This window comes from Pseudomonas sp. NFACC51 (assembly GCF_900103575.1).
Classification (GTDB): domain Bacteria; phylum Pseudomonadota; class Gammaproteobacteria; order Pseudomonadales; family Pseudomonadaceae; genus Aquipseudomonas; species Aquipseudomonas fluorescens_Q.
Window position 1 is genome coordinate 82,057 of record NZ_FMXH01000001.1, and the last position, 13,092, is coordinate 95,148.

General features: G+C 59.4%; 12 protein-coding genes. 2 read left to right on the forward strand and 10 right to left on the reverse strand.

Going from position 1 to position 13,092, the window contains the following annotated elements:
• The first annotated feature begins 147 nt into the window (after nt 1-147).
• Complete coding sequence (locus tag BLT00_RS00420) at nt 148-1,845, forward strand: AMP-binding protein (protein ID WP_092145446.1); 1,698 nt, start codon at nt 148-150, stop codon at nt 1,843-1,845.
• A gap of 654 nt (nt 1,846-2,499) precedes the next feature.
• Here the strand turns inward: BLT00_RS00420 and BLT00_RS00425 are convergent.
• The 3 genes from BLT00_RS00425 to BLT00_RS00435 all read right to left on the reverse strand — a co-directional run bounded on the left by BLT00_RS00425 (nt 2,500) and on the right by BLT00_RS00435 (nt 5,078).
• Nucleotides 2,500-3,399 (reverse strand): hydroxymethylglutaryl-CoA lyase, encoded by a 900-nt coding sequence (locus BLT00_RS00425; protein ID WP_092145448.1) that lies wholly within the window; start codon nt 3,397-3,399, stop codon nt 2,500-2,502.
• 151 nt (nt 3,400-3,550) lie between these two features.
• Nucleotides 3,551-3,952, reverse strand: a complete 402-nt coding sequence (locus BLT00_RS00430; protein WP_072346631.1) for a MerR family transcriptional regulator — start codon at nt 3,950-3,952, stop codon at nt 3,551-3,553.
• 196 nt (nt 3,953-4,148) lie between these two features.
• Nucleotides 4,149-5,078, reverse strand: a complete 930-nt coding sequence (locus BLT00_RS00435; protein ID WP_063322104.1) for a LysR family transcriptional regulator — start codon at nt 5,076-5,078, stop codon at nt 4,149-4,151.
• Between the two features lie 177 nt (nt 5,079-5,255).
• Between BLT00_RS00435 and BLT00_RS00440 the strand changes: the two genes are divergently transcribed.
• On the forward strand, nt 5,256-6,485 hold the full coding sequence (locus BLT00_RS00440; protein WP_072346633.1) for an acyl-CoA dehydrogenase: 1,230 nt from the start codon (nt 5,256-5,258) through the stop codon (nt 6,483-6,485).
• A 156-nt stretch (nt 6,486-6,641) separates the two neighbouring features.
• Here the strand turns inward: BLT00_RS00440 and BLT00_RS00445 are convergent, their stop codons facing one another.
• The 7 genes from BLT00_RS00445 to BLT00_RS00475 form a co-directional block, all read right to left on the reverse strand.
• Nucleotides 6,642-7,511, reverse strand: coding sequence for an isocitrate lyase/PEP mutase family protein (locus BLT00_RS00445; RefSeq protein WP_063322102.1), 870 nt, complete (start codon nt 7,509-7,511; stop codon nt 6,642-6,644).
• 177 nt (nt 7,512-7,688) lie between these two features.
• Complete coding sequence (locus tag BLT00_RS00450) at nt 7,689-7,880, reverse strand: hypothetical protein (protein WP_063322101.1); 192 nt, start codon at nt 7,878-7,880, stop codon at nt 7,689-7,691.
• Nucleotides 7,877-8,557 carry a transposase gene (locus tag BLT00_RS00455; RefSeq protein WP_092145450.1) on the reverse strand — a complete coding sequence of 227 codons (681 nt, stop codon included), beginning with the start codon at nt 8,555-8,557 and terminating at the stop codon, nt 7,877-7,879. The genes BLT00_RS00450 and BLT00_RS00455 overlap by 4 nt, the downstream gene beginning before the upstream one ends.
• On the reverse strand, nt 8,554-9,327 hold the full coding sequence (locus tag BLT00_RS00460; protein ID WP_256572732.1) for a hypothetical protein: 774 nt from the start codon (nt 9,325-9,327) through the stop codon (nt 8,554-8,556). The genes BLT00_RS00455 and BLT00_RS00460 overlap by 4 nt, the downstream gene beginning before the upstream one ends.
• A gap of 139 nt (nt 9,328-9,466) precedes the next feature.
• Entirely contained in the window at nt 9,467-10,501 is a 1,035-nt protein-coding gene (gene astA / locus BLT00_RS00465; RefSeq protein WP_063322099.1) for an arginine N-succinyltransferase, read from the reverse strand.
• A gap of 61 nt (nt 10,502-10,562) precedes the next feature.
• Nucleotides 10,563-11,579, reverse strand: coding sequence for an arginine N-succinyltransferase (locus BLT00_RS00470; RefSeq protein ID WP_092145454.1), 1,017 nt, complete (start codon nt 11,577-11,579; stop codon nt 10,563-10,565).
• 110 nt (nt 11,580-11,689) lie between these two features.
• Nucleotides 11,690-13,039 carry an APC family permease gene (locus BLT00_RS00475; RefSeq protein WP_092145456.1) on the reverse strand — a complete coding sequence of 450 codons (1,350 nt, stop codon included), beginning with the start codon at nt 13,037-13,039 and terminating at the stop codon, nt 11,690-11,692.
• Nucleotides 13,040-13,092: the final 53 nt, after the last annotated feature.

The following is a 13,092-nucleotide window of genomic DNA, read 5'->3' on the forward strand; positions in this document are numbered from 1 at the left end:
CACCTTTACGTTAACGTAAGCCTGCGACGAGAGGCTGTCAATCGCCCTTTACGTTAACGTCAACTTGAGCCAGAGTAAGTGCCCGCAAAGGCATGTTGTCGCATCAGGTTACCGCTACACCCACTAATAAAGACAAGAGGGGGCGTCATGGATCAACCCGGTTTGCATTCGCAGCTCAGCTACACCCGTGGTTCCGCGGCCAAGGCCTTGTTGGCTCAAACCATCGGCGAGGTTTTCGACCAGACGGTGGCCCGTTATCCGGAGGGCGAGGCGTTGGTGGTTCGCCATCAATCGCTGCGCTATACCTGGCAACAACTGGCCGAGGCTGTCGATCTGCACGCCCGAGCCTTATTGGCGCTAGGCTTGAAAACCGGTGATCGCCTTGGCGTGTGGGCACCCAATTGCGCCCAGTGGTGCATCAGCCAGTTCGCCAGTGCGAAGCTCGGCGTGATTCTGGTCAACATCAATCCGGCCTATCGCGTCTCTGAGCTCGAATACGTGCTCAAACAATCCGGATGCCAATGGCTGGTGTGTGCCGGGGCGTTCAAGACCTCGGACTATCACGCCATGCTGCAAACGCTGGCACCGGAACTGGCAGAGCAACCGATCGGCCAGATGCAGAGCGAGCGCCTGCCGGAGTTGCGCGGCGTGATCAGCCTCGATTCCCAGCCACCGTCAGGCTTCCTGCCTTGGTCGCAACTGGCCGCCCTGGGCGCGGCGGTGACGCCTGGACAACTGGCCGAGCGCCAATCCAGCCTGCACTTCGATCAACCGGTGAATATCCAGTACACCTCCGGCACCACTGGCTTCCCCAAGGGCGCTACCCTCAGTCATCACAACATTCTCAATAACGGTTACATGGTCGGCGAAAGCCTGGGCCTGACGGCTGACGATCGGTTGGTGATCCCGGTGCCGCTCTACCATTGCTTCGGTATGGTCATGGGTAACCTGGGCTGCATGACCCATGGCAGCACCATGATTTACCCCAACGATGCCTTCGACCCGCTGCTGACGCTCAAGGCCGTGGCCGAAGAAAAGGCCACTGCGTTGTATGGTGTGCCCACCATGTTCATCGCCCTGCTGGACCAGCCGCAGCGGGGCGACTTCGACCTGTCCAGCCTGCGCACGGGCATCATGGCCGGGGCCACATGCCCCATCGAAGTGATGCGACGGGTCATCAATGAAATGCACATGGCCGAAGTGCAGATTGCCTACGGCATGACGGAAACCAGCCCGGTGTCATTGCAGACCGGTCCTACCGACGAACTGGAACTGCGCGTAACCACCGTTGGCCGTACCCAGCCGCAACTGGAAAGTAAAATTATCGATGCGGCCGGCAATCTCGTCCCGCGTGGTGCTGTCGGCGAATTATGTACCCGTGGCTACAGCGTGATGCTCGGCTATTGGAACAACCCCAAGGGCACCGCCGATGCCATCGACCCGGATGGCTGGATGCACACCGGCGACTTGGCGACCATGGACGAGCAGGGCTACGTGCGCATTGTCGGGCGCAACAAGGACATGATCATCCGCGGCGGGGAGAATATTTACCCGCGTGAGCTGGAGGAGTTTTTCTTCACTCACCCGGCGGTGGCGGACGTGCAAGTGATCGGCATTCCGTGTTCGCGTTATGGCGAGGAAATCGTTGCGTGGATCAAGTTTCATCCCGGCCACAGTGCCTGCGAACAGGAACTGCAAGCCTGGTGCAAGGAGCGCATCGCCCACTTCAAGACGCCGCGTCATTTCAAATTCGTCGAAGAATTTCCCATGACGGTCACCGGTAAGATCCAGAAATTCCGCATGCGTGAGATCAGCATCGAAGAGCTGCGCGATAAGCAAAGCTAGCCGCAACACTTGCGGGAGCGAGCCTGCTCGCGATGGCGGTGGGATAGTCGACAGATAGGTTGGCTGTGCCGCCGTCATCGCGAGCATGCTCGCATCCACGGGGGAAATGTGAAATCCGGGAAAGCACAAAGGGGAGCCGAAGCTCCCCTTTAATTTTGTCGTCGCGTGCTCTTTTTTATTATTGAGGGGCGGCCTGTTGTTGTTTTTGGCAGCCGTTGCCCTTTACCGCTGTTTTTGGCGATCCCCATCCGGGATCAAGAGCAAACGTATTTTTTTGAGCGCTGATCTGCTTTTTCGCCTTGCGATCCAACCGATTCGGGAGCTACCTGAAGGTAGTTTTATTGTTCTCTGCCCGGTTGCGGGTTGCTCCTGAAAGCACCCTGAAAAGCACATCCTCTCCAAAAAAATCTGTTAGCTGCGTCTCTGCCGTGTTGTTTTTGTTATGCCAGAGTCGTTTCGTCTTGTTTTTATTGGGTTTGCTGCGTTTTTTTATTCTTGTTATGCGAGAGATATAGCAGGTGGCGTGCCAACTTTTAAAACTCTATATAAATCAATGGCTTGAATTTTTTTAGCTGAAAAACCTGGCGCGTCAAACCTGACAAATTGTTTCCGTGTTACTCGTTTCGCCGCCGTTACAAAGCCAGCGGTAACACCTCACTGTGCGCTGCGGGCCTTGGCGACACGCGAACCGCTAGGGCGGCCGAGCACGTCGCAGATCTGCCGACCCGCGGCGATCAGGGCGTCCAGGTCGACACCGGTCTCGATACCCAAGCCATTGAGCAGGTACAGCACGTCCTCGGTGGCAACGTTACCGCTGGCGCCCTTGGCATAAGGGCAGCCGCCCAGGCCGGCGATGGAGCTGTCGAACACCGCGATGCCTTCCAGCAGGCTGGCGTATACGTTGGCCATGGCTTGGCCGTAGGTATCGTGGAAGTGTCCGGCGAGCTTGTCTCGAGGCACCTCGGCGCCCACCACCTCGAACATCCTGCGGGTGGCACCGGCGGTGCCCGTGCCGATGGTGTCACCCAGGGAGACTTCGTAGCAGCCCATGGCATACAGCTCCCGAGCGACCCAAGCCACCTGCTCAGGCTTGACCGCACCTTCATACGGGCAACCCAACACGCAGGACACGTAACCGCGCACACTGACGCCGTGTTGTCTGGCGGCCTCCATGATCGGCTCGAAACGCTCCAGGCTGTCCTTGATGGAGCAGTTGATATTGCGCTGGGAGAATGCTTCGGACGCGGCGGCGAACACCGCCACTTCTTTCACGCCCGCCGCCAGCGCATCTTCAAAACCCCGCAGGTTCGGCGCCAGGGCGCCATAGGTTACATCGGGCTTGCGCTGGATCTGCGCGAACACCTCGGCGGAGCCGGCCATTTGCGGCACCCACTTGGGCGAGACGAAACTGCCGACTTCGATGTAGCCCAGGCCGGCGGCGCTCAAGGCATCCACCAGACGCACCTTGTCGGCGACGCTGATGGGCTGTGCTTCATTCTGCAGCCCGTCACGGGGGCCGACTTCGATCAGGCGTACAAAGGAGGGGAGGGACATGGGGATTGACCTGTAGTGAGTTGCCAATATGTCGAGCGCAATGATGAACCCATTGTGGGAGCGAGCTTGCTCGCGATAGCGGTGGATCAGCTTGCATTGATGTTGAATGTGCCGCCATCGCGAGCAAGCTCGCTCCCACAGGGAGAAAGTGTTACTGGACGATTTCCTCGCCCTTGAGTGTCTGCTCCAGCGCCTGGATGCAGCGTTCTTCGGCGGTGTCGAGTTCCAGCTTCATCTGTTCGATGTCCAGCAATTGCTGTTCGAGCTGTTCCCGGCGCTCGGCGATTTTCGCCAGCATGCTGTGCAGCTGTTTCTGATTGCCGCTGGAGGGGTCGTAGAGTTCGATCAGTTCGCGGCACTCGGCCAGGGAAAAGCCGATGCGCTTGCCGCGCAGGATCAGCTTCAGGCTGACCTTGTCCCGCGGCGAGTAAATGCGCTCCTGGCCCCGTCGTTCCGGGCTCAACAGGCCTTGTTCTTCATAGAAACGGATGGCCCGGGTGGTGATATCCAGCTCGCGGGCGAGGTCGGAGATGCTGTAGGTCTGGCTGCTCATGGACGCGCTCGAAACGAAAGGGGCTGGCGCTAAGCTAAAGGCAGGTTGACGTTCGCGTCAAGCATGGGGCCGGCACTGCATGGCAGGCATGAACCTGTGGGAGCGAGCTTGCTCGCGATAGCGGTAGACCGGCCAATATCAATGGCGACTGATCCGACGCCATCGCGAGTAAGCTCGCTCCCACAATTTTGATCGCCTAAACCTTGTCGAGCTTCTTCTCGTGGGCCGTCACCTGCTGGCACAGCTCGATCATCTGCTCGCGCATCCAGCGGTTGGCCGGGTCCTGGTCGGTGCTTTCGTGCCAGTAGAGGTGGGTTTCCACCGGCGGCACGTCGTTGACTGGTAACAGGAAGGCGTGCAGATCGTGACGACGGGCAAAGCGCTCGGGGACGGTCATGACCATGTCCGTTTGTTGCAGGACCTGGGAGGCCATCAGGTAATGCTGGGAGCGCAGGGCGATCTTGCGCTGGATACCCATCTTGCCGAGGGCCAGGTCGACATAACCCAGCCCGTTGCGGCGGCTGGAAATATGCACGTGGGTCTGGGCCAGGTAATCGTCGAGGCTGATCTTTTCCTTGCCCGCCAGCGGATGGCCCTTGCGCATGGCGCACACGTAGCGATCTTCCATCAACTTGACGTGGCGTACCTGCGGGTCGGTGTTGAGCGGTGCGTCCACGGCGAAGTCGAGGCGGCCGGCGGCCAGCTCCTTGGTGGTTTCACGGCGCTTGGAGAGGAAGCTTTCGATCGCCACGGTAGGTGCCAGGCGACGCAGGCGCTGGAACAGCGGCGGCAGGATCACGCCTTCGGTGAGGTCGGTCATGCTGATGCGGTAGGTCTTGACGGCCTGCAACGGGTTGAAGATCCGGCTTTCCTGCACCGACACCCGCAGCAGCGACAGGGCGTTGCGCACCGGGCCGATGATGTTCTGGGCCATGGGCGTCGGCACCATGCCTTGGGCGGTGCGCACGAAGAGCGGGTCGTTGAAGGTCTCCCGCAGGCGCGCCAGGGCATTGGACACGGCCGGCTGCGTGATGCCGACGATCTGCCCGGCGCGGGTCAGGTTGGCTTCGGTGTAGATCGCATCGAAGACAATGAAAAGGTTGAGATCGACCTTGCTCAGATTCATGGCGCTGCACTCTTATTCTTGGACGTGTTGTGAGGTGCCGGATGGCGATGCGAATCAGTGAAACATATATCGGTGATGAATGTTAATACACGCCGAGAATAGGTTAGGTAAATTTTCGTAGCTGAACTAGCATCGATTTCATGACCTAAAACAACCTCTGCCAAGAAGGTGCTGCTCATGGATTTTGCTTATTCCCCCAAGGTTCAGGCACTGCGTGAACGCGTCACGGCGTTCATGGATGCCTACGTTTACCCGGCTGAAGCCGTGTTCGAGCAGCAAGTGGCCGAAGGCGACCGCTGGCAGCCCACGGCCATCATGGAAGAGCTCAAGGCCAAGGCCAAGGCCGAGGGTTTGTGGAATCTGTTTCTGCCTGAGTCCGAGCTGGGTGCCGGCCTGACCAATCTGGAATACGCGCCGTTGGCAGAGATCATGGGCCGTTCGCTGCTGGGGCCTGAACCGTTCAATTGCTCGGCGCCGGACACCGGCAACATGGAAGTGCTGGTGCGCTACGCCAATGAAGAACAAAAGCAACGCTGGCTCGAGCCACTGCTGCGCGGCGAGATCCGCTCGGCGTTTGCCATGACCGAGCCGGACGTTGCCTCCTCGGACGCCACCAACATGGCCGCTCGTGCCGAGCGCGACGGCGACCAGTGGGTCATCAATGGCAAGAAGTGGTGGACCTCAGGGGCCTGCGACCCGCGCTGCAAGATCCTGATCTTCATGGGCCTGAGCAACCCTGATGCGCCGCGCCATGCCCAGCACTCGATGATCCTGGTGCCGGTGGACACCCCCGGGGTCAAGATCGTCCGGCCGCTGCCGGTGTTCGGCTACGATGATGCGCCTCACGGGCATGCCGAAGTGCTGTTCGAGAACGTGCGCGTGCCGTACGAAAATGTCCTGTTGGGTGAAGGACGCGGCTTTGAAATTGCCCAGGGTCGCCTTGGCCCGGGCCGGATTCATCACTGCATGCGCTCCATCGGCATGGCCGAGCGCGCACTGGAATTGATGTGCAAGCGTGCCGTCAGCCGCACGGCCTTCGGCCAACCGTTGGCACGCCTGGGCGGTAACATCGACAAGATTGCCGACTCACGGATGGAAATCGACATGGCGCGCCTGCTGACGTTGAAGGCGGCGTACATGATGGACACGGTCGGTAATAAAGTGGCGAAGAGCGAAATCGCCCAGATCAAGGTCGTCGCGCCGAACGTGGCCCTGAAGGTCATCGACCGGGCGATCCAGATCCACGGCGGGGCCGGGGTTTCCAACGACTTCCCGCTGGCCTACATGTACGCCATGCAACGCACCCTGCGCCTGGCCGACGGTCCGGATGAAGTCCACCGCGCCGCCATCGGCAAGTTCGAGATTGGCAAGTACGTGCCCAGGGAAATGTTGCGCAGCGGGCGCTGAAGACCTGTTTTACCTTGGCAACGCCATTGCGCTCACCACAAATCCCCCTGTGGGAGCCTGCTCGCGATGGCGTTGGCACATCCAACACTCATGCAAGCTGACCCACCGCTATCGCGAGCTTGCTCGCGATGGCGGCTTCCCGGACAGTGAGTCTTCTTACTCCTTGACGCTCATGTATTCCTCGGCCCAACGGATGTAGTCCTCGGGCTGGGTGTAGGTGTGGGTCAGTTCGGTGGCGCTCAGGTCCGACGCCTGGGTGAAGATCTGCCGCTGTTCCCGCAGGCTGTCGTAGGTGGCCTTGATCGCGGCGAAATAGGCGCCGTGGCCGTCGATGGTCACGCGTACGCCCAATTCGGCCAGGCGCTTGTCGTCGCGTAGCAACGGGTTGCCATAAGTGACAAGCATCAGCGGCACCGTCAGGTTTTCGCTGATTTTTTCCAGGTGCTCGAAGTCTTGCACCCCCACCATGCAAATCCCGTCGGCACCGGCACGCTCATATTGCTGGGTCCGGCTGATGATTTCCTGGACCGGCAAAATCCCCGCGTTGGTCCGGGCGATGATCGCCATTTCCGGATCGACTCGCGCTTCCAGCGCCGCACGAATCTTGCCGACGCCTTCGGCTACGCCGATCAGGTCGGTGGATTTACGCCCGAACTGGGCCGGCAACAAGGTGTCCTCGATGGTCAGCGCCGCGATGCCGGCCCGTTCCAGTTCGACGATGGTGCGCATCACGTTCAGGGCATTGCCATAGCCATGGTCGGCGTCGGCAATCACCGGCAGTTGGGCCACGCGGCCGATGCGGGTGGCCTGTTCGGCAAATTCGCTGAGGGTGATCAGGGCGAAGTCCGGCGCGCCCAATACTTGCAACGACGCCACCGAACCTCCGAGGATGCCTACTTCGAAACCCAGGTCAGCAGCAATGCGCGCCGACATCGGGTCGAACACCGAGGCGGTGTGGTAGCAGGTGTTGGAAGCCAGCAATTGGCGGAAGTTACGACGCAAATCTTGATGGGAAAGCCTGGACATGTGAGTTCCACCAATGGAATGGAAAGGCTTGAGCAAAAGTGTCAACGCCGAAAGATCCAAAGGCTATCACGTGGCAAGCGCAAAGATGATGACGAATGTGTATGGGTGATGCCGTTATGGCATCGAAAAAAGGCTGCCGGCCCGGAAAGGTCGGCAGCCCGGCAAAAAAAGCCCATTTCAAACTATTAAGTCTTCGCTCGGTAGGCTCCAGAATTGCTTGATCTCATGGATGTTTCCGACGTTGAAGCGCGTCGGGAAGCCGGGGAGTGTGCAGTGGATTTCGTTCGTCAGTTGCATCGCGGTATCGACCACATTGGTACCGGCCCGCAGTAATGGGGTTTCATCCCAGTCTTTCATCAGGTTATTCAAGGTTCCTCCTTTCTTCGGTTGCTGAACAGCGAATGACTACCGGCATGGAGCAGTGATAGTGTCTCTGTAAACAACGTGATCTCTTGCGCAGCTACGCCGGGGTAAAGGGGTATGTAATCTTTGTCGAAGCACCATGCTTCGTCGATCTTGTCCAGGCGTTCGGGATGGACAAGCAGGCTGAGTGAGGCGGACATTGAGTTCGGGGCTAGTTGTTTATGGATTTTCCGCAAGGCTGGCATGTACAAGACTTCTCCTGGCGCAAGTTTAAGCCTGCGCTCCTTGCCCAGTCGGGGTCTTTTACCTTTTTGCAACGGTAGATCATCAAGTAGTTCGCGTACAAAGGTGGTGTAGCCATCTCCGCTGTAGCCGACCGCATAAAGTTCAAAGTCGTGACTGTGGTTCAGGTTATAAATGAATGTTTCGCTTTCATCATGAGTCTCTACCGGCGACCAGAATCCCAGGCGAAGGGTGAATGAATCATTTTTGTGCAGTAAAAAGCCATAGGCGTTATAGAGGCTGTTGCGTGTACTAAAACCGTCTCGCCGGAGGGTGGTATAAAGATGATCGCTCAATAGACAACGGTTTTTGGCCAGTTGGCGCAAGTCTGCAATGATCCCGGCTTTGTCTCGCTGCATGTCATAAGTGTTCAGGCGCTCGACAAACGTTTTCAGGTTCATGCCGCCAGCTCCAGTGGACGGAGCAAATTGTCCAGGCGTGCGTCCTTGCGTTTTTTCAGCAACGGGACGTAACTCAACGCGTTTTGTGGGTCAGCCCGATAAAGCATCTGGAAGGCTTTCCACGCCACGGCAGGGTGATAATGGTAGATCAGCTCCCCGGCAACCCTGACCACTCCCGGGTCCTCGATCGTTTCGAGTAATTCGAGGCTCACCAGGTACCGGGCGGCACTGTTGTCGTGAGGCAGCCAGGCTGTTTTGCGCAATGAGACAGGGTCAAATACGCTGATGTCCGCACTGCGGTCGGGGAAGTTGATCCTGCCAATCAATGTCGGCTGTTTTTCGCCCCTTGGAGAATAGTCGAATAAGGTTCGATTGCCATCAATGATCAGCGGATTGCACGGGTCGACGATCGAGGTGTCGGTTTTTTCAAGTTGATGCGTGTTGAGGGTGTATTGCTGGATTTCGAAAGGCTGATCGAGTGCGAATAGAATACTTTGGCCGGGCACCGAGTACAGTTGCGAAGACGCAGTGTTAGATGCAAGTGCCTTGATGCTGATATTACCAATGCTCGTACAATGCAGCGTGATGGTGCCAGTGTGCGGGTTGGTCATGTTCATGATGGCCGCGCGTCGAGACTGTGCCGTAGCAACTTTGTGTTGAACATCCAGGTCGGCGATCAATTGTTTGATTTGCGCGTTCATGTCTAATCTCTTGATTTTCTCCGCTATGTGTTCGAGCGGTAATCGTGTGGCAATCAGATTCTTGATCATGAACATTGTCGTTATAGTGGGGCGGTGCGCGAAAGTATGGGTCTCGAGTAGGTGGGTGGCAATTATGCAATTGTGGAGAAGTATTGCTGATTAACGACATTCTTATGTATTGAATATCCAAGGTTGGGCGGTAACGAGGCTACGCCGCCACCGCTTGTTGCCCCAGCCTGGGCAATGCCACGGCCCGCACCGTATCACCCGGTTGCACTTGCAGGCGTTTGGCGGTGAGGCGATCGACAAGCAGCTTGTGGCCATGCAGGTGTGCGCGAGCGCTGGTGACGCGGCAGTTTTCCAGGCGCCGATTGTGAATCAGCCAGACCGGTGCCTGTGGGTCCGGGGTGCCAATGACCAGGGTCAGCATCTGGCTGTCGCGGACGGTGCGGATCTTCGACACCGGCGCCTCGATCACCGGGCCGCCGTCAAAGATGTCGATGTAACCCTTGTGGCTGAAACCTTCGGCACTGAGGATCTTCAGGGCCGGCTCGGTGTTCGGGTGAGCCTTGCCGATCACCGCCTGGGCCTGCTCGGTGAGCAGGCAGGTGTACAGCGGCTGACGTGGCATCAGTTCGGCGATGAACGACTTGTTGCCCATGCCGGACAACTGATCGGCGTAACTGAAATCCTTCTTGAAAAAATGCCGTCCCAGGCTGTCCCAGAACGGCGAACTGCCTCGTTCGTCGGCATGGCCTCGCAGTTCGGCGATCATTTTTTCGCCGAACAGCTGGGAGAACTCGGCCACGAACAGCAGGCGCGCCAGGGACAGCAGGCGTCCGTTGTGACCGCGACGTTGCTCGGGGTGAAGGAACAACGAGCAGATCTCCGATTGCCCGGACATCTCGTTGTTGAGGAACAGGGTCGGGATCTGCCGCTGGATCCCCAGCTCCGGCGCCGAGCTGACCGTCAGCCCGACCCGATAGTTGTACCAGGGCTCGCGCAGCCCGACCGCGCCGGTCAGGGCGCTGATGCCCACCACCTGCCGATCATCGTCTTCGAGCACGAACAGGTAATCGGCGTCGGCACGTTCGACTTGTCCGGCAAAGGTCCGTTGGGCCCAGCGAATACGATGGGCCAGGCGCTCTTCGTTGGCCGGCAGGCTGGTGAAACCGGGGCCTGCGCAACGGGCCAGGTCCAGCAATGCGGGCAGATCGGTAATGGCGACCGGACGGACAATCATGCTGCAGCTCCTTCATTACGTCGGTCCAAGCGCTGATGCGTGCCACGGGATCGAGTGAGGTTCATAGGGCGACCACCCGGATCCGCTCGCCATCCATGACGCCCAGGGCGGCCAGCATGTCGGGCGACAGGGCCACGGGGCCCTCGTCGTTGACGTCCAGCTCGGCGACGATGGCCCGGTAGTTTCCAAGACGGTCGTTACTCACCAGGTAACGGCCTGTGGCATCGATCTGCAGGCTTTGCCGGGCCGTGGCGCTCCGACTTTGCGTGATGGTACGGACGTTGGCGATACGGGCATGCAAGGTCGGCCCACCGTCGAAGATATCGACGTAGTTGTTGGTCTCGAAACCCTCGCGCGCCAGGATGTCGAAGGCTTCCTGGCCGTCGGGATGCACTCGACCGATGCAGGCCTGGGCCGCTGGCGGCAGCATGGGTACGTAGATCGGGTATTGCGGCATCAGCTCGGCGAGAAAGGTCCGGCTCTGCAAGCCACACAGCCGTTCGGCTTCGACGTAGGGCAGGTCGAAGAAGTGCTGGCCGATGGCGTCCCAGAATGGCGACTGACCGTCCTCGCTGCTGAAACCGACGATTTCGGTGATGACCGATTCGGCGAAGCGCTGGGGATGGGCGGCGATGAACATCAGCCGGGCCCGGGACAGCAGCTCCGATTCCGGCGTGCGCACCCGCTCGGCGTCGATGTGGAAGCCACGCAGCAGCGTCTGCCCGTTGAGGTCCTGGCACAGTGACAGCGCGGGCACGCCATGCTGGATGTTCAGCTCGCGGGACTCGCTGGAAAACGGCCGGTTGCGCAGACTGTAGAACGGTTCGTTGTAACCGGTGCTGGAGAGAATTTCCGAACAACCGACCAGGCGCCTGGATTCCAGGTCCTCCAGGACAAAAAAATAATTCTCCGCGCCAGGGCCCTGCACATCGGCCTCGAACGAGGCGCACGAGTCGAGGATCTTTTCCTCTAGGCGCGCGGTATCGTCCGGCAGCGACGTGACCCCCACCAGGCTGTCACGGGCCAGTTGTTGCAGTTGCGGCAGATCGGTTAATTGAACTGGACGTAAGGCCAGCATGGATTGCACTCCTGTTCCAGAGAGCCCGGTAACCAGCACCGGGCTTGACGATCACTGTCGATGTCCACGCGTTGTAACCACGGTTGGCCGAGTCCTTCGACCACCGGCCCTCACTGACCGGCCGGATCGGGCACGGCGGCAGGGTTGCCGAATTTGTTGAGCACACACAGATAAATCACGCCCGCGGCGATCCAGATCAGGCCGAGCTTCTGCGCAGCCACGCCCATGTTGTACATGATGGCCGCGACGATCACGAAGCCGACCAGTGGGCAAATCAAGTGGCGAATCAGTTGGCCGGACTGCTGGCGGCGCCAGTAGTGGTTGATGACCGTGATGTGCAGCAACATGAAGCCGCTCAGGGCGCCGAAATTGACCAGGGAGGTGAGGGTGTCCACGGCGTCGATGAACAGGTAGCAGATCAACAGCGACAGCACTGCCACCAGGTAAATGCTCAGGTATGGGGTGTTGTGGGTTGGATGGACTTTGGCCAGCACCTTGGGCAACTGGCCGTCCCGGGCCATGCCGAACAACAGGCGCGACACCGCCGCCTGGGAAGTGATCGCCACGGCCACGCCCCAGGCCAGGGCCGTGGCAACCGCGGTCAAGGTGGCCAGCCAACTGCCGGCTGCCAGTTCGGCGATTTCATAGAATGCGGTGTCGGCGGATTTGAAACCCATGCCGGCGGCCAGGTCCGTGGCGATCCAGGTCTGCACCACGAAGATCGCCCCCATCACCAGCAAGGTCACCAGGGCTGCCTTGCCGACGCTGCGGCCCGGATCGCCCTTGATCTCTTCCGCCAGGGTGGAAATGGCGTCGAAGCCCAGGAACGACAATACCGCGATGGACACGGCTTGCATCAGCAGGGCGAAGTTGAAGTGTTCCGGGCTGTACAGCGGCGCCAGGGTCAGTTGGCCGTTACCGGCCCCGCCGTGCAGGGCGTTCCAGGCGTAGAACAGGAAAATCCCCAGCACCACCAGCTGCGCCAGCAGGAAAATGATGTTCATCCGCGCGGTGAAGGTGATGCCCCGCAGGTTGACGAAGGTCGCGCTCACCAGGAACGCCAGGATGAAACCGACCTTGGGGATGTCCGGGTACAAATGGTTCAGCGCCATGGCGGCGTAGACATAGAGCAGCGGTGGGATCAGCAGGTAGTCCAGCAGCATCAGCCAGCCGGCGATGAAGCCGACGTGTGGGTTAAGGCCCCGTTGTGCGTAGGAGTAGACGGAACCGGCCACTGGAAAAGCCCGGGCCATGCTGCCGTAGCTCAACGCGGTGAACAACATTGCCACCATGCCGATGATGTACGCCAGCGGCACCATCCCCGGTGCCTCGGCGTTGACATAGCCATACACGCCGAACGGGGCGATGGGGATCATGAAAATCATCCCGTATACCACCAGGTCTGTCAGCGACAGGCCGCGTTTCAATTCCTGTTTGTAGCCAAATGCCTCAATGCTCATGAGCCGTTCTCCTTCTCAGCTGTGGGTGGATGTCCTTGCGGGTTGCCGCTGTT

Coding starts and splice junctions, on each gene's coding strand:
- BLT00_RS00470 (WP_092145454.1), bottom strand. CDS start 11,579: ATGCTGGCCTTACGTCCAGTTCAATTAACCGATCTGCCGCAACTGCAA.
- BLT00_RS00430 (WP_072346631.1), bottom strand. CDS start 3,952: ATGAGCAGCCAGACCTACAGCATCTCCGACCTCGCCCGCGAGCTGGAT.
- BLT00_RS00455 (WP_092145450.1), bottom strand. CDS start 8,557: ATGAACCTGAAAACGTTTGTCGAGCGCCTGAACACTTATGACATGCAG.
- BLT00_RS00440 (WP_072346633.1), top strand. CDS start 5,256: ATGGATTTTGCTTATTCCCCCAAGGTTCAGGCACTGCGTGAACGCGTC.
- astA (WP_063322099.1), bottom strand. CDS start 10,501: ATGATTGTCCGTCCGGTCGCCATTACCGATCTGCCCGCATTGCTGGAC.
- BLT00_RS00475 (WP_092145456.1), bottom strand. CDS start 13,039: ATGAGCATTGAGGCATTTGGCTACAAACAGGAATTGAAACGCGGCCTG.
- BLT00_RS00425 (WP_092145448.1), bottom strand. CDS start 3,399: ATGTCCCTCCCCTCCTTTGTACGCCTGATCGAAGTCGGCCCCCGTGAC.
- BLT00_RS00420 (WP_092145446.1), top strand. CDS start 148: ATGGATCAACCCGGTTTGCATTCGCAGCTCAGCTACACCCGTGGTTCC.
- BLT00_RS00445 (WP_063322102.1), bottom strand. CDS start 7,511: ATGTCCAGGCTTTCCCATCAAGATTTGCGTCGTAACTTCCGCCAATTG.
- BLT00_RS00435 (WP_063322104.1), bottom strand. CDS start 5,078: ATGAATCTGAGCAAGGTCGATCTCAACCTTTTCATTGTCTTCGATGCG.
- BLT00_RS00460 (WP_256572732.1), bottom strand. CDS start 9,327: ATGATCAAGAATCTGATTGCCACACGATTACCGCTCGAACACATAGCG.